The 15,154-nt window shown below is 70.8% G+C and carries 11 protein-coding genes; 4 read left to right on the top strand and 7 right to left on the bottom strand.

What is annotated here, in order from left to right; all coding sequences use genetic code 11:
- Window positions 1-5: 5 nt before the first annotated feature.
- The 6 genes from ACZ69M_RS41780 to ACZ69M_RS41755 all read right to left on the bottom strand — a co-directional run bounded on the left by ACZ69M_RS41780 (window position 6) and on the right by ACZ69M_RS41755 (window position 7,819).
- Window positions 6-1,019 carry a LacI family DNA-binding transcriptional regulator gene (locus ACZ69M_RS41780; RefSeq protein WP_388540300.1) on the bottom strand — a complete coding sequence of 338 codons (1,014 nt, stop codon included), beginning with the start codon at window positions 1,017-1,019 and terminating at the stop codon, window positions 6-8.
- Window positions 1,019-3,268 carry an alpha-xylosidase gene (yicI, locus tag ACZ69M_RS41775; RefSeq protein ID WP_470058365.1) on the bottom strand — a complete coding sequence of 750 codons (2,250 nt, stop codon included), beginning with the start codon at window positions 3,266-3,268 and terminating at the stop codon, window positions 1,019-1,021. Before yicI ends, ACZ69M_RS41780 begins: the two co-directional genes overlap by 1 nt.
- Before the next feature lie 11 nt (window positions 3,269-3,279).
- On the bottom strand, window positions 3,280-4,101 hold the full coding sequence (locus ACZ69M_RS41770) for a carbohydrate ABC transporter permease (RefSeq protein ID WP_470058363.1): 822 nt from the start codon (window positions 4,099-4,101) through the stop codon (window positions 3,280-3,282).
- Window positions 4,098-5,072 (bottom strand): carbohydrate ABC transporter permease, encoded by a 975-nt coding sequence (locus tag ACZ69M_RS41765; RefSeq protein WP_470058361.1) that lies wholly within the window; start codon window positions 5,070-5,072, stop codon window positions 4,098-4,100. Before ACZ69M_RS41765 ends, ACZ69M_RS41770 begins: the two co-directional genes overlap by 4 nt.
- The gene (locus ACZ69M_RS41760) at window positions 5,069-6,364 is read right to left on the bottom strand and encodes an ABC transporter substrate-binding protein (RefSeq protein WP_470058359.1); all 1,296 of its coding nucleotides are present in this window, start codon (window positions 6,362-6,364) and stop codon (window positions 5,069-5,071) included. Before ACZ69M_RS41760 ends, ACZ69M_RS41765 begins: the two co-directional genes overlap by 4 nt.
- Before the next feature lie 120 nt (window positions 6,365-6,484).
- On the bottom strand, window positions 6,485-7,819 hold the full coding sequence (locus tag ACZ69M_RS41755) for an MFS transporter (RefSeq protein ID WP_470058357.1): 1,335 nt from the start codon (window positions 7,817-7,819) through the stop codon (window positions 6,485-6,487).
- A gap of 83 nt (window positions 7,820-7,902) precedes the next feature.
- On the opposite strand from ACZ69M_RS41755, the gene ACZ69M_RS41750 reads away from it, so the two are divergent.
- Window positions 7,903-8,919, top strand: coding sequence for a LysR family transcriptional regulator (locus ACZ69M_RS41750; protein WP_470058355.1), 1,017 nt, complete (start codon window positions 7,903-7,905; stop codon window positions 8,917-8,919).
- A gap of 212 nt (window positions 8,920-9,131) precedes the next feature.
- Here the strand turns inward: ACZ69M_RS41750 and ACZ69M_RS41745 are convergent, their stop codons facing one another.
- Complete coding sequence (locus ACZ69M_RS41745; protein ID WP_470058353.1) at window positions 9,132-9,272, bottom strand: hypothetical protein; 141 nt, start codon at window positions 9,270-9,272, stop codon at window positions 9,132-9,134.
- 1,546 nt (window positions 9,273-10,818) lie between these two features.
- On the opposite strand from ACZ69M_RS41745, the gene ACZ69M_RS41740 reads away from it, so the two are divergent.
- From ACZ69M_RS41740 to ACZ69M_RS41730, 3 genes are read left to right on the top strand one after another with little or no spacing between them, the layout of a single operon-like run.
- Window positions 10,819-11,625, top strand: a complete 807-nt coding sequence (locus ACZ69M_RS41740; protein ID WP_470058352.1) for a hypothetical protein — start codon at window positions 10,819-10,821, stop codon at window positions 11,623-11,625.
- Window positions 11,625-13,835, top strand: a complete 2,211-nt coding sequence (locus ACZ69M_RS41735; RefSeq protein WP_470058350.1) for a glycosyltransferase — start codon at window positions 11,625-11,627, stop codon at window positions 13,833-13,835. Before ACZ69M_RS41740 ends, ACZ69M_RS41735 begins: the two co-directional genes overlap by 1 nt.
- Window positions 13,832-15,148, top strand: a complete 1,317-nt coding sequence (locus ACZ69M_RS41730; RefSeq protein WP_470058348.1) for an acyltransferase family protein — start codon at window positions 13,832-13,834, stop codon at window positions 15,146-15,148. The genes ACZ69M_RS41735 and ACZ69M_RS41730 overlap by 4 nt, the downstream gene beginning before the upstream one ends.
- Window positions 15,149-15,154 lie beyond the last annotated feature (6 nt).

Raw genomic sequence — 15,154 nt, 5'->3', positions numbered from 1 at the left:
GCTCCTCAAGGGGTCAGCGTGCGCGGTGCGGTACTCGCGCGTTCCGTCAGCCGGGGTGCGAGGAGCGTGGCCTCGGGTACGTCGGTGCCGCCCAGCTTCTTCATCAGCAGTTCCACCGCCCGCGCGCCCACCTCGGTGGACGGGATGGCGACGGAGGTGACGGGGACGCGGACGTTCTCGGCGAGCTCGTCCGGGCAGATCGCGGTGACGGAGAGGTCGACGGGGACGCGCAGACCGAGCTGTTCGAAGGCGTCGATCAGCGGTTCCAGGACCGGTTCGTTGTGCACGACGACGCCGGTGAGCGCCGGCTGTTCACGCAGGAGCTGTTCGGCCACCCGGCGGGCGGCGGCGGGCGAGGCCTCGCAGGGATGGACGGAGGACGCCAGCCCGCCCCGATCGGCGGCGGCGGTGAAGCCCTCCACCACGCGCTGGGCGAACGCCGTCCCCCGTACGTACACCTCGGGCGGCGACCCGACCAGCGCCACGACCCGGTGTCCGAGCCCCGCCAGCCGCTCGACGCACAGCTCGCCCGCCGCCTTGAAGTCCAGGTCGATACAGGTCAGCCCGGCGGGCCTGGCAGGGAACCCGATGAGGACCGAGGGGCGGTCCAGGGCGCGCAGCAGCGGCAGCCTGGGGTCGTGCAGCTGGACGTCCATCACGATCAGCGCGTCCACCAGCGCGGTGTCCGCGACCCTCCGCAGCCCCTCCTCGCCCTCCTCCTGCGTCAGCAGCAGGACGTCGTGATCGTGCCTGCGCGCCGCCGTCACCACCGACACCGCGAACTGCATCACCACCGGCACATGGATGCCCGCCCGCAGCGGCACCACCAGCGCCAGGACGTTGGACCGGCTGCTCGCGAGGGCGCGCGCCCCGGCGTGCGGGCGGTAGCCCAGTTCGCGGATGCTGGCCTCGATGCGCTGCCGGGTCTCCTCGGAGATGGGGCGCTTGCCGCTCAGGGCGTAGGAGACGGTGCTGGGGGAGACCCCGGCGTGCCGCGCCACATCGGTGATCTTCACCATCAGGCCGGCTCCACCGTGAGGAACCCGGTCCCCGCCTGTGCCCGCGCGGTCCGCTCCCCGCAGGCCAGCCCCCAGGGTGCCGAGGGATCACTGCAGGACGCCCGGAGCGTGTCTCCTTCCCGTACGACGGTGAAGGTCACGTCGCCGACCGGCACGGTCACCCGGGCGCCCCGCTCCAGCCCGTACGCCCTGAGCGTGACCCCGTCGGCGTACACGTAGTCGGGCCGGTCGTCCACCGCGCCCACCGGGATCACCGCGCCCGGCCGCACCAGCAGCGGCACGCTGCTGAAGCCGTGCCGCTCGCGCACCCAGCGCGGACCGGTCACCGTGCGCCCCGTGAGGAAATGGGTCCAGGTGCCGTCCGGAACGTAGTAGGAGACGTCTCCCTCGTCGCTGAAGACGGGCGCGACCAGCAGGTCCGGGCCGAGCATGTACTGCCGTTCCAGGTGCGCGCACCCCGGATCTTCGGGGAATTCGAGGACCATCGCCCGCATCATCGGCACGCCCTCCGCGTGGGCGGCGCGGGCGACCTCGTACAGATAGGGCATGAGGCCGAGCTTCAGCCGGGTGAACAGCCGCAGCACGTCCACGGCCTCCTCGTCGAACAGCCACGGCACCCGGTAGGAGGACGAGCCGTGCAGCCGGCTGTGGGAGGAGAGGAGCCCGAAGGCGATCCACCGTTTGAAGAGGGCCGGCGTCGGTGTTCCCTCGAAGCCGCCGATGTCGTGGCTCCAGAACCCGAACCCGGACATGCCGAGGCTCAGCCCGCCGCGCAGCGACTCCGCCATCGACGCGTACGTCGCCTCGCAGTCGCCTCCCCAGTGCACCGGGAACTGCTGGCTGCCGGCGGTCGCCGAGCGCGCGAAGACGACGGCCTCCGCCTCGCCCCGGTGCCCCCGCAGCACCTCGAAGACCGTGCGGTTGTAGAGGTAGGTGTAGTAGTTGTGCATGCGTTCCGGGTCGGCGCCGTCGGCGTACGCCACGTCGACGGGGACCCGTTCGCCGAAGTCGGTCTTGAAGCAGTCGACGCCCTGGTCGAGCAGCGCCTCCAGTTTCGAGGCGTACCAGTCGCGGGCGGCCGGGCTGGTGAAGTCGACCAGCGCCATGCCCGGCTGCCACAGGTCCCACTGCCACACACTGCCGTCGGGCTTCCTGAGCAGATGGCCCAGGGCCTTGCCCTCCGCGAAGAGCGGGGAGCGCTGCGCGATGTACGGGTTGATCCACACGCAGATGTGCAGGCCCTTGTCCTTCAGCCGGGTCAGCATGCCTTCCGGGTCGGGGAAGACGCGCGGGTCCCACCGGAAGTCGCACCAGTTGAACTCGCGCATCCAGAAACAGTCGAAGTGGAAGACGGAGAGGGGGAGTTCGCGCTCCCGCATGCCGTCGATGAACGAGGTGACGGTGGCCTCGTCGTAGGAGGTGGTGAAGGACGTCGACAGCCACAGGCCGAAGGACCAGGCGGGCGGGAGGGCCGGGCGGCCGGTGAGCCGGGTGTACTTGCGCAGGATGTCCTTCGGGGTCGGCCCGTAGATCACGTAGTACGTCAACTGCTGTGTCTCGGCGCTGAACTGGACCCGGGAGACCGCTTCCGAGGCGACCTCGAAGGAGACACGGCCCGGGTGGTCGACGAAGACCCCGTAGCCCGCGTCCGTCAGATAGAAGGGGACGTTCTTGTACGCCTGTTCCGTCGCCGTACCGCCGTCGGCGTTCCACATGTCCACGACCTGGCCGTTCTTGACGAGCGGGCCGAAGCGCTCGCCGAGGCCGTAGACCTGGGTGCCGACCCCGAGGTTCAGCTGCTCGCGCAGATAGTGGGCGCCGGCCGCGTCCCGCATGATGCCCATGCCCTTGGGTCCGCTGGTGGTGAGGACACGGCCGTGGGCGAGGAAGTCGACGTGCCAGGGGGTGGTGCGGGCGACCCGGACGGACAGGGCGCCCGCGGTGAGCGTCGCGTGCTCGTCGTCGTGCTCCACGACCGTGGAGAACTCGCTCCGGTGGAGTTCGAAGCGGGGGCCGCGCGGTTCCTCGCCCTGGAAGTGCGTGAACGTGACGCCGATGACGTCCGGCATCGGCGCGTGCGCGCTGATCGTCACGACCGGTCCCTTCAGCAGGTCGCCGCGGTGGCGGATGGGCTGGGTCGGCGCGTGGATGTCGAGGGTTGCGTCGGACGCGCTGACGTCGAGGACCTCGACCGGGTGGGCCGCGGTGACGCCCTCGCGCAGCAGCCAGTAGCCGTCGGTGAACTTCACGCCCACACCCCTTACTTGACCGCACCCACGGCGATGCCGCGGGTCAGTGTCCGCTGGAAGACGAGGAAGAAGACGATCGCGGGGAGCACGCCCAGGAGGGCCGCCGCGTTGGTCATGGTCGCGTCCATCAGGCGCTGGCCCTGGAGGACGCCGAGCGCCACCGACACCGTCTGGTTGTCGTTGGAGATCAGCATGACCAGCGGCAGCAGGAACTCGTTCCAGGTCCAGATGAAGAAGAAGACCAGGAGGACGCCGATGGTGGGGCGGCTGACGGGGACCACGATCCGCCACAGCACCTGCCACTGGTTCGCCCCGTCGATCCGGGCGGCCTCGATGATCTCGCGCGGAAACCGCCCGAGGACGGAGGACAGGAGATACGTGCCGAAGGCCGCCTGGACGACCGTGAACACGATGATCACGCTGAGCCGGGTGTCGTAGAGGCCCGCCTGCTTGCTCAGGTAGTAGATCGGATAGACCAGCGCCTCCTGCGGCAGCATGTTCGCCAGCACGAAGAAGGCGAGGACCCAGGTGCGGCCCTTGACGCGGCCGATGCCGATCGCGTACGCGTTCAGAACGGACAGCACGGCGGCGCCGATCGCCACCGAGCCGGAGATCAGGATCGAGTTGACGAGCTTCTGGCCGTAGTCGACGCGCTGCCAGAAGTCCTTGAGTCCGTCGAGGTAGAGACCGTGGGGCAGGCTGAGGGGTCCGTTCGACGAGTACTCCGCGGGGGACTTGACCGCGTTGATCACGACGATGCCGAACGGCAGCACCATGAACAGGGCCGCGATGATCAGGGCCACGAGGACGGGATAGCGGCGTACGGCGGTCATGCGCGGAGTCCTTCCTCGGCGTCCTCGGCGCGGGTCTGGAGCTTCAGGCCGATCAGGGCGAGTACGAGGATGATCACGGTCAGCACGGTGGAGATCGCGGCGCCGTAGCCGACCTGGGTCTTCTCGAAGAAGGTGGTGAAGGAGAAGTAGGACGGCACGTCGGTCGCGCCGCCGGGACCGCCCTTGGTGAGGACGTACACCGCGCCGAACACCTTGAGCGCGGCGATCGTGCACCAGAGGAGGACGACGTAGATCTCCGGGCGGATCTGCGGCAGCGTGATGTGCCAGAAGCGGCGCCACCAGCCCGCGCCGTCCAGCTCCGCCGCCTCGTACAGCTGCGGGTCGACGCGTTGCAGCCCCGCCATGAAGACGACCAGCGGGAAGCCGATCTGGACCCACACCATCACGCCCATGACGCTGTAGAGGGCGAAGTCGGGGTCGCCGAGCCAGTCCCGCTGGAGCGAGCCGAGGCCCACCGCCTTCAGGACCGCGTTCAGTGAGCCGTTGTCGGGGGAGAGGATCCAGCTCCAGACGATGCCGGCGACGGCGATGGGCAGGACCTGAGGGAGGTAGAAACAGGCGCGCAGGACGGCGGCGATCTTCGTGCCGAAGTGCTTGCCGACGAAGTCGAAGAGGGCGGCGGCCAGCACGAGCCCGAGGACCGTCGGTACGGCGGCCATGGCGACGACCATGAACAGGCTGTGCCGGAAGGACGCCCAGAACTCGGAGTCGTCCAGCAGTTCGCGGTAGTTGGCGAGCCCCGACCACTTCGGCGAGCCGACGCCCTGCCAGTCGGTGAAACTCACGCCGGTGTTCATCAGGAACGGCACGACGATCACGGCGAGGAAGGCGAGGACGCCGGGGAGCAGGAAGAGGGCGTAGGAGGAGTGGGGGCGGCGCGGGCGCGTCGTACGGCCGTGGTGCCGGTACCCCCGGACGACCCGGCCGCCCCGTTCGACGGTGACCGTCATGTCTTCGGCGCGCCCTTGTCGTACGCCGCCTGCAGCGCGCTCAGATAGGCGTCCGGTTTCTCGCTCCCCGTGATCAGCTTCTGGGTCTCGGAGACGAGGACGTCGTAGAAGCCGGCGACCGGCCAGTCCGGGTAGAAGGCCAGACCGTCCTTGCCGGAGAGCGTGTTGAAGTCGGCGATCAGGGTCTTGGCCTTCGGGTCGGTGATGGCGGCGGTGTCGGCACCCACCGGGACCCCGCCCTTGTTGCCGAGCAGGTTCTGGATCTTCTGCGACATGGTGATGTCGATGAAGTCGTAGGCGAGCTCCTTGTTCTTGGCGCCCTTGGGGACGACCCAGAGGTTGCCGCCGGAGCCGAGGCTGAGGTTGCTGCCGGGCCAGAGGAAGGTGCCCCAGTCGAACTTGTTCTCCGTCTGGAAGCGCCCGTACCACCAGCTGCCGCTGAACAGGATCGGGCTCTTGCCCTGGATGAAGGAGACGCCCGCGTCCTCGGCCTTGAGCGAGGTGGACTTCTTGCTGATGTAGCCCTTCTTCACCCAGTCGGCGAAGGTCGTGGCGGCGTACGTCCAGGCGGCGTCGTGGAAGTCCGTCTTGCCCTTGTAGAGCTCGTACTTGTCGACCCACGAGCGGTCGGCCTTGGAGAGGGCGAGCTGGTACAGGTACTGCTGGGCCAGGTACTCGGCGCCCGCGTTCGCCAGCGGGGTGATGCCCTTCGACACGAACGTGTCCATGGCGGCGGTGAGCTGGTCGAGGGTGGTGGGCTCGGCGATGCCGTACTTCTTGAAGAGGTCCTTGTTGTAGAAGACCATCGTGTACTCGGCGTAGTTGGGCACCCCGTACCACTTGCCGGAGCCCATGACCCCGTTGGTGTCGTACTGGCTGGTGGTGCGCACGCCGGCGCTGAGCTTCTTGTCCCAGCCGCGCTTGGTCGCCTCGGCGGTCAGATCGGTGAGGAGCCCCTGCTTGGAGAGCAGCCCGGCCGTCGCGTTGCCCTTGTTGTACTCCATGATGTCCGGCGCGTCGTTCGAGTTGAGGACCATGGGGGCCGTCTTCTGGATCTGCTCGAAGCCCTTCTCCTCGAACTTCACCTTGACGCCGGGATGCTTCGCCTCGAACTCCTTGATGGCCTCGTTCCAGGCCACGCCCATCGCGCTGTCCGGCCCTTCGTAGTGCCACAGCTTCAGCGTCTTGCCGTCCGAGGAACCGCTGTTCGAGCTGCCGCAGGACGCCAGCAGCAGGGAGCCCGCCAGGGCCACCGCCGCCGTCGCCACCGCACGCCTTCGTGTCGTCAACATCCATTGCCTCCGGGGGAGTTGGATGGGTTTCGGGACCGTCACGCAGCGTTCGTCGAATCGTTTCGATGCGTGACGTCGAAGCGCTTCGACGGGGGAAGGTATGTGGGGGTCCCAGGCGCGTCAATGGGGTGCGTCGGAATTGGGGCCGAGGGACTGGCGGCGGTTCGGCGGGCCGGACGCCAGGGGGATCGCGAGGGAGATCGCCAGCGCGCTGCCCGCCGCCGCGACCGGCACCCCGAACCCCGCCGTCGCCGAGATGTGTTCGACGATCCAGCCGCCGGTCGCCGAGCCGCAGGCGATCCCGCCGAGCAGGCCCGTCACCGCGAGGGTCATGCCCTCGTTCAACCGGCCCTCGGGAGTGCGCCGCTGGACGAGGGCCATGCCGGTGACCATGGTCGGCGCGGTCGCGGCCCCGGCGAGCAGCAGTGCGCCCGCGAGGGCCGCGAGCGAGGCGGTCAGGGCGGCCGAGAGCAGGGGGAGGGCCATGAGGGCCGTCATGGCGGCGAGACACCACGGATGGCGCCGCTCGGCCGGACCGGTCGGCTTCCGCGCCCCGTACAGCAGCCCCGCCACGCACGACCCGGCCGCCTGGAGGGCGAGCACCGCGCCCGCCGCCGACCGATGCCCCTGTGCGTCCGCGAAGGCGATCGTGACGACCTCCATCGAACCGAAGACGGCACCGGTGGCGAGGAAACAGAGGAGCAGGGGCGGCATTCCGGTGGCCAGGAGAGGGGACTTGGAGGGCGTACGGGGCTGGGGCGGCGGCTCCGTCGAACGCTGGGCGGCGAAGATCAGCACGCCGGTCATCATCAGCACGCCGGCCACCAGCGTGCCCGCCTCCGGGAAGAACGTCCCGCACAGGAAGGCCGCGCACACCGGGCCCAGCATGAAACACAGCTCGTCCGCGGCCTGTTCGAAGGAGTTCGCGGTGTGCGCGGCGGCCGGGTCGTCCCGCAGGAGATGGGCCCAGCGGGCACGTGACATGCCGCCCGTGTTGGGGGTGGTGGCCGTGGCGGCGTACGCGGCGAACAGGGTCCAGTCCGGCGCTCCGAAGCGCACGCACAGCAGCAGCGCGACACTTCCCAGCAGGGCGAAGGCGGTGGCCGGCACCGCGATCCGGGCCTGACCGTGGCGGTCGACGAGCCGTGCGGTCCAGGGGGCGACCAGCGCGGTCGCCGCGAGACCGGTCGCCGTCACGGCACCGGCGAGGGCGTACGAGCCGCGCGAGCCCGCGATCATGATCACCGCGCTGACGCTGAACATCCCCATGGGGAGCCGGGCGAGCAGGTTCCCGACGGTGAAGGCGCGGGCGCCGGGGACGGTGAAGAGGCGGTGGTAGGGGGTTGTCCGACGCGGGGCCTTCTGGCGGCGGGGGCGGAAGTCGGCGATCACCGGGCTGTCGCCGATGGCGGTGAACAGGGGCAGGGACGCGTGCTCGGAGGGCTGTTGCGGCATGGGCCAACCGTCGCCGGGCGTGGGGCGGACGGTCCAACACTTACTCCGTGGCCATTGACGCGCCTGCGTTGTAAGTTCGCGTGATGCCCGCCCCTGCCGACCGCTCTCCCGGCCTCTCCTCCGGCCTCCCTCACCGCTCTCTCGACCCCCGACTCCTGCGCGGGTTCCTCGTCGTCGCCGAGGAGTTGCACTTCACGCGGGCCGCCGCCCGGCTGTACGTCGCGCAACAGGCCCTCAGCCGTGACATCCGGCGACTGGAGCGCGAACTCGGGGCGGAGCTGTTCGTGCGCACGACCCGGCAGGTGACGCTGACCGCCGACGGTGAGCGGCTGGTGCCGTACGCGCGGCGGGTGCTGGAGGCGCAGGACGCGCTGCTGTCCGCGTTCGCGGGGGACGGACCGGAGCGGCCGCTGCTCGTCGACGTCAATTCCCCGGGCCTCGTCTCCGGCCGAGTCCTGGACCGGGCCCGTGCGCTCGCGCCCGACTGCGAGCTGATGGCCCGCTTCGAGAGCGGGCTGACCGGCGCGGCGGGGGAGATCCTCGCGGGGCGCCTGGACGCGTCGTTCGGACGGTTCGCGGGCCTCGATCCGGCGGTCCGGGCGCGGCTCGAACAGCAGCCCGTACGGTACGAGCCGATGGCCGTCGTGCTGCCCGAGGACCATCACCTCGCCGGCCTGGACGCGGTGCCGCTCGACGCGCTCGCGGGCGAGACGGTGTACGCCGGGGCGGGGAATCCGCGGACGCGGGAGTGGACCGACTTGGCGCTTCATCTTTTCGAGGGACGCGGTATCGCGCTGGCGCCACCCGCGCCGGTGGCCGTCGGAGCCGATGAGTTCCGGCGGGTCATGGCCAAGAAGCGGAACCCTGTCCTTGCTGTGGTCGATTTTCCGGCCATGTCTGAAACCGTGCGGAAACCTCTCGTTGGACCTGTTCCGTTGTCACCCGTGTCATTGGTGTGGCGAAAGGGGCTGGTGCACCCCGGGATCGATGCCCTTCGACGGGCGGCCGGCGAGCTGGCTGCCGAGGAGGGGTGGCTGCGGCGCCCTGCGGACGGTTGGATTCCGGCCAGCGATGAGCTGGTGATGACGGGGCAGGATTGACACATAAGCACACGGGACTTCCCCATGCGCTACATTCATGGTCCGGGTGCAGTGTGGTAATGGGGGGCGCTCGGGACGGGTGGGGGCTCGTTCCGAACGACATGTACGTAATGCCCGGAGTCGCGCGCGCACCCGAAACCTGTCCCTGGGGGGATGTGCGTGCACGTGGAGAAGTGGCGAGAAGACGCCCAACCTGATCGCCGAGATATCGATCAGGCGGACGGGCGTGGAGCCGGGGAGTCGGCCGCGCCGACCGCGCCGACGGGATCCGGAGAGTCGGTGGTGTGGCCCGAGGCCGCCCGTGCGACGTCGACGTGGCCCCAGATCGCGGGCGCCGCCGCCGTGCGGCTCACCGCGGAAGCGGAATCCGACACCGATGTCGAACGCGGTGTCGAAAGAGAGCCTGGAGCTGGCGGCGAAGGCCGACCGGGCGCCGGTACGAGAACTGGCGCGGAACGTCGATCGGGCGCAGAGGGTGCGTTCGGCGCGGGCCGGTTGCCGGGTGCGGGCCGTTCGTCCGGCTCTGAGGGGTTGTCCGGTGTCGGTGGCCGGGGCGGCGTTGAGCGACGGTTCGCTGTGGACCGTCGGGTGAGCGGGGACGACGACGCCGGCGCGGAGCGCCACGACGAGGCGGACCATGGAGACGACGCGGGTCTGCGGGCCGGGTCGGACCGTCGTGCCGGGGTTGCCGACCGGGCGGCCGGACCGGACGACCTTGCCGGGGTGCCCGATCAGCCTGCCGGGCCGCGTGACCGTACTGGAGTGGACCGGGGAGAAGGGGCTGCCCTGGGGGCCGGGGTGGCCGACCGGGCAGGGGCGGTGGGCCGTGCCGGGTTGAACCGTCGTGCCGGGGTTGCCGACGTGGCGGTCGGATCGGACGGCGCTACCGGGGTGCCCGACCGGACCGCTGGACCGGACGACCTTGCCGGGGTACCCAACCAGCCCACCGGACCCCGTGACCGCGCCGGAACGGACCGGCGTGCCGGGGTGCCCGATCGGTCTGCCGGGCCCCGCGACCGTGCCGGGGCGCCCGACCAGTCCGCCGGCCCGCGTGACCGCATCGCACCGGATCAGCTCGCCGGAGTACCCGATCAGCCCGCCGGGCCGCGCGACCGCGCCGGAACGGACCGGCGTGCCGGGGTGCCCGATCGGTCTGCCGGGCCGCGCGACCGTGCCGGGGCGCCCGGCAAGCCTGCCGGTCCGCGTGAGCGCATCGCACTGGATCAGCTCGCCGGAGTACCCGACGAGCCCGCCGGGCTGCGCGACCGCGCTGGGGCGGATCGGCGTGCCGGGGTGCCCGATCGGTCTGCCGGGCCCCGCGACCGTGCCGGGGCGCCCGACCAGTCCGCCGGTCCGCGTGACCGCATCGCACCGGATCAGCTCGCCGGAGTACCCGATCAGCCCGCCGGGCCGCGCGACCGCGCCAGGACGGATCAGCGCGCCGAGGTGCATGATCAGCCCGCCGGGCCGCGCGACCGTGCCGGAGCCGAGCGACGCGTCGGCAAGGACGATCGGCCGGCCACAGGTGGCTGGCCGGACGCGCGCAGGCGCCCCGACTTCCTCGGTCGGCCTGACACCCTTGGCCGCCTCGACGGCTTCGGTCGGCCTGACACCCTCGGTCGCCCCGACGCCTTCGGCCGCCCTGACACTCTGGGGCGCCCCGACGCCTTCGGCCGCCCTGACACCCTCGGTCGAGCCGACACCCTCGGTCGCCCCGACACGACCAGCCGTTCCGACACGCCCGGTCGGTCCGACACGCCCGGTCGGTCCGACACGTCCGGTCGGTCCGACACGTCCGGTCGGTCCGACACGTCCAGTCGACCCCAGAGGGGCGGCTGGCCGGTTGTGGAGCGCAGGGCGGACACGCTCGGTCGGGGGCATGGGGACGGTCGGCCGAGCGTGGGCCGGGGGGCCGACGCGTCCTGGGAGCAGTCCGGTGAGCCGGGACACACCCACGACCCGCACGAGGTGACGGTTCAACTCGACGGAGTCGGACGGCGGAAGACGGAGGACTGGCTGGTTCAGCAGGCCAGGGACGCCCCGGGCGTCCAGGACGGCTCGGACGGCCCGGTGTTCGTCGACGAGTCCGGCCGCCGCAGCCGCAGGTTCCGCCGGCTCGGCATCCTCGTCGGCATCGCCTGCGCGGTGTACGCCGTCGTCATCGTCGCCACCCTCCTGTCCGGCAACTCCAACGCGCCCTGGCTGCCGGTACCGGGCCAGCAGGACGACACGCCGGCCGGGAAGGTCGACACCTCGCCGCTGCCCACCGACTCGGTGTCGCCGTCCGGTTCGAGCAGCGCCGCGCCCGGCGCGAGCGCCTCGGCGAGCGACGGTACGGCCCCCGCACCGGGCGTCAGCCCGACACCGGGCGCCTCCGCGAGCGCCACCGACCCGGGCAAGTCCGCGGACCCGAAGCCCTCGACGTCCGCCACCACCAGGCCGAAACCGAGCACCAGCACCACCAAGGACCCCGTCACCCCGCCGTCCCTCCCGGTGTCCGACTCGCCCGACCCCAGCCCCTCCGAGGACGGCGCCGCCTCGCCGAGCCCCTCGGGGAGCACGGTCGGCGCCGGCGGCACCGGCACGGTCGCCGACAGCCCCGTAGAACCGGGCCCCATCGCCTCCGCGCCCGGCATCACCAACTCCTCGTCCCCGGAGAACCCGGTGAGCCCGGCGACCCCGCAGAACCTGGAGAACATCCTCTGATGGCATCCCGCACCAACGCGCACGGGCCCGCTCCCCGTGCGCGACGTCCGGCACCCGATGTCCGGCGCCGACGGCTGCCCATGCGCTGGCTGCTGCCCTCGCTGCTCCTCGTCGCCATGCTCGCCATGCTGATGCTGCGCGGCTACGTGCACAGCGAGATCCTCGCCGACCACCGCATCCAGCCCGAGGCCGCCACCGACAAGGTGCCGGACAAGATCCTCGACGGCGGCCCGGTCATCGACACCCGCGGTGGCCGCACGAACAGCCTGAGCGTCCCGGACCACCGGCTCGTCCTCACTTTTGACGACGGCCCGGACCCCACGTGGACACCCAAGGTTCTCGACGTCCTGAAGAAGCACCACGCCCACGCCGTCTTCTTCGTCACCGGCACCATGACCTCGCGTTATCCGGAGCTGGTGAAGCGCATGGTCGCGGAGGGCCACGAGGTCGGCCTGCACACCTTCAACCACCCCGACCTCTCCTTCCAGTCCACGAAGCGCATCGACTGGGAGCTCTCCCAGAACCAGCTGGCGCTGGCCGGCGCGGCGGGCATCCGCACCTCGCTCTTCCGGCCCCCGTACTCGTCCTTCGCGGACGCCATGGACAACAAGTCGTGGCCGGTGACGCAGTACATCGGTACGCGCGGTTACATCACCGTCGTCAACAACACCGACAGCGAGGACTGGCAGAAGCCGGGCGTCGACCGGATCATCCGCAACGCCACGCCCAGGGGCGGCAAGGGCGCGATCGTCCTGATGCACGACTCCGGCGGTGACCGCCACCAGACCGTGCAGGCGCTGGACAGGTTCCTGCCGGAGCTGCAGGAGCGCGGGTACCGGTTCCAGAACCTCACCGAGGCCCTCGACGCGCCCAGCGCGCACACCCAGGTCACCGGCCTCGAACTGTGGAAGGGCAAGGCCTGGGTCTACCTGGTGCGCGCCTCCGACGGCGCCACCGACGCCCTGGTCGTCGGCATCGCGATCATCGGCGTGCTCGTCTTCGCCCGCTTCGGCATGATGCTCCTGCTGTCCGCCCTGCACGCCCGCCGGGTGCGGCGCACGGACTTCCGCTGGGGTCCGGCGCCGGTCACCGAACCGGTGTCGGTGCTCGTGCCGGCGTACAACGAGGCCAAGTGCATAGAGAACACGGTCCGTTCCCTGATGGCGAGCGAACACCCCGTCGAAGTGCTGGTCGTCGACGACGGTTCGAGCGACGGCACGGCGCGGATCGTCGAGGACCTGCGGCTGCCGAACGTCCGTGTCGTGCGCCAGCACAACGCGGGCAAGCCCGCGGCCCTCAACCGGGGCCTGGCCAACGCCCGTCACGACATCGTCGTGATGATGGACGGCGACACGGTCTTCGAACCGGCCACCGTCCGCGAACTCGTCCAGCCGTTCGCCGACCCGAGCGTCGGCGCGGTCGCGGGCAACGCGAAGGTCGGCAACCGCGACTCCCTCATCGGGGCCTGGCAGCACATCGAGTACGTGATGGGCTTCAACCTCGACCGCCGGATGTACGACATCCTCGGCTGCATGCCGACCATCCCCGGCGCGGTCGGCGCCTTCCGCCGCTCCGCGCTGGAGCGGGTCGGCGGCATGAGCGACGACACGCTCGCCGAGGACACCGACATCACGATGGCCCTGCACCGCGACGGCTGGCGGGTCGTCTACGCGGAGAAGGCACGCGCGTGGACGGAGGCGCCGGAGTCCGTCCAGCAGCTCTGGTCCCAGCGCTACCGCTGGTCGTACGGCACGATGCAGGCGATCTGGAAGCACCGCAGAGCGCTCGTCGAACGGGGCCCGTCGGGCCGCTTCGGCCGGGTGGGCCTGCCGCTGGTCTCGCTGTTCATGGTCCTGGCCCCGCTGCTGGCCCCGCTGATCGACGTCTTCCTGCTGTACGGGCTCGTCTTCGGCCCGACGCAGAAGACGGTCCTCGCGTGGCTGGGCGTCCTCGCCGTCCAGGCGGCCTGCGCGGCGTACGCCTTCCGGCTGGACCGTGAGCGCATGAGGTATCTCATCTCGCTCCCGCTCCAGCAGATCCTCTACAGGCAGTTGATGTACATGGTCCTCCTCCAGTCCTGGATCACCGCGCTCACCGGAGGCCGGCTGCGCTGGCAGAAGCTGCGGCGGACCGGCGTCGTGGAGGCACCGGGATCGATCCCGCGGCAGCGGACGGCACAGAGCGGGAACGATCGGAGGCCGGTCGCATGACCACGCACGAGTACACGGCGGGTGCGACACCGCCGCTGGGATCGGCCCGGATCCACCCCGAACCGGCACCGTCGCCGACACCCGCTCCGACACCCGCTCCGACACCCACCCCGGGATCAGCCCCGGGACCGGCCGCGCAGTCCGCTTCCGCGCCCAAGAAGCCCGGCCGTGACCGCTACCTGGACCTGCTGCGTTCGATCGCCCTGGTCCGTGTGGTCGTCTACCACCTCTTCGGCTGGGCGTGGCTGACGGTCCTCTTCCCCTCCATGGGCGTGATGTTCGCGCTGGCCGGCTCGCTGATGGCCCGCTCGCTCAGCCGCCCGCCCCTCGGTGTGATCCGCGGCCGTATCCGCCGCCTCCTGCCGCCCCTGTGGGCGTTCGGCGCGGTGGCGCTCGCACTGATGTTCGCGGGCGGCTGGAACGTGCTGAAGGACCCGGACAACGGCGGCACCTGGGGCCTCGTCAAGCTGATCGACTACGTCATTCCGATCGGCGCCCCGCCCTTCCCCTGGCACGTCGGCTCCAAGTCCGGCCTGCTGGAGGACACCTGGGCGGTCCAGGCGGCGGGCCCGCTCTGGTACCTGCGCGCCTATCTGTGGTTCGTGATCGCCTCGCCCCTGCTGCTGTGGGCCTTCCGCAGGGTGCCCTGGGCGACGCTGCTGGCCCCCCTCGCCCTGACGGCGGTCCTCGGCACCGGCCTGGTCACCATCCCCGGCGAGACGGGCAACGCGATCTCCGACTTCACGGTCTACGGCGGCTGCTGGGTCCTGGGCTTCGCCCACCACGAGGGCGTCCTGCAACAGGTCCCCCGCTATCTGGCGATCTCCTGCTCGGCCCTGCTCATGGCCTTCGGCCTGTGGTGGGCCTCGGGACACCTGGGCCCCGACGGCTGGGACCTGAACGACATCCCCCTCGCCCAGGCGGCCTGGTCCTTCGGCTTCGTCGTCATCCTGCTCCAGTACTCCCCGTCCTGGCAGGAACTCCCCGGCAGGCTGGCCCGCTGGGACAAGCTGATCACCCTGTCCAACAACCGGGCCGTCACGATCTACCTCTGGCACAACATGCTGATCATGGCCACGGTCCCGATCATCGACCAGGCCTACAACCTCCCGTTCATGCAGAGCGACAGCGCGGTGGCCGCGCTCGACTCCTCGTACATGGTGTGGATGTTCCTCCTGGTCTGGCCCCTCATCGGCCTGACGATCCTGGCCTTCGGCTGGATCGAGGACATCGCCGCCAAGCGCAGCCCGAGGCTGTGGCCCGACGGCGCGAAGAGGAAGAAGGGCGCCTCGCGAGGGAGCCACCGGGTCTAGACGCAG

The organism is Streptomyces sp. NPDC107454, assembly GCF_055582885.1.
This window is presented reverse-complemented; position numbering and strand designations above follow the sequence as displayed.

Bases quoted from the DNA above. Each gene is read 5' to 3' on its own strand.
- ACZ69M_RS41780 (WP_388540300.1), bottom strand. From the start codon at position 1,019: ATGGTGAAGATCACCGATGTGGCGCGGCACGCCGGGGTCTCCCCCAGC.
- ACZ69M_RS41770 (WP_470058363.1), bottom strand. From the start codon at position 4,101: ATGACCGCCGTACGCCGCTATCCCGTCCTCGTGGCCCTGATCATCGCG.
- ACZ69M_RS41765 (WP_470058361.1), bottom strand. From the start codon at position 5,072: ATGACGGTCACCGTCGAACGGGGCGGCCGGGTCGTCCGGGGGTACCGG.
- ACZ69M_RS41760 (WP_470058359.1), bottom strand. From the start codon at position 6,364: ATGTTGACGACACGAAGGCGTGCGGTGGCGACGGCGGCGGTGGCCCTG.
- ACZ69M_RS41755 (WP_470058357.1), bottom strand. From the start codon at position 7,819: ATGCCGCAACAGCCCTCCGAGCACGCGTCCCTGCCCCTGTTCACCGCC.
- ACZ69M_RS41750 (WP_470058355.1), top strand. From the start codon at position 7,903: ATGCCCGCCCCTGCCGACCGCTCTCCCGGCCTCTCCTCCGGCCTCCCT.
- ACZ69M_RS41735 (WP_470058350.1), top strand. From the start codon at position 11,625: ATGGCATCCCGCACCAACGCGCACGGGCCCGCTCCCCGTGCGCGACGT.
- ACZ69M_RS41730 (WP_470058348.1), top strand. From the start codon at position 13,832: ATGACCACGCACGAGTACACGGCGGGTGCGACACCGCCGCTGGGATCG.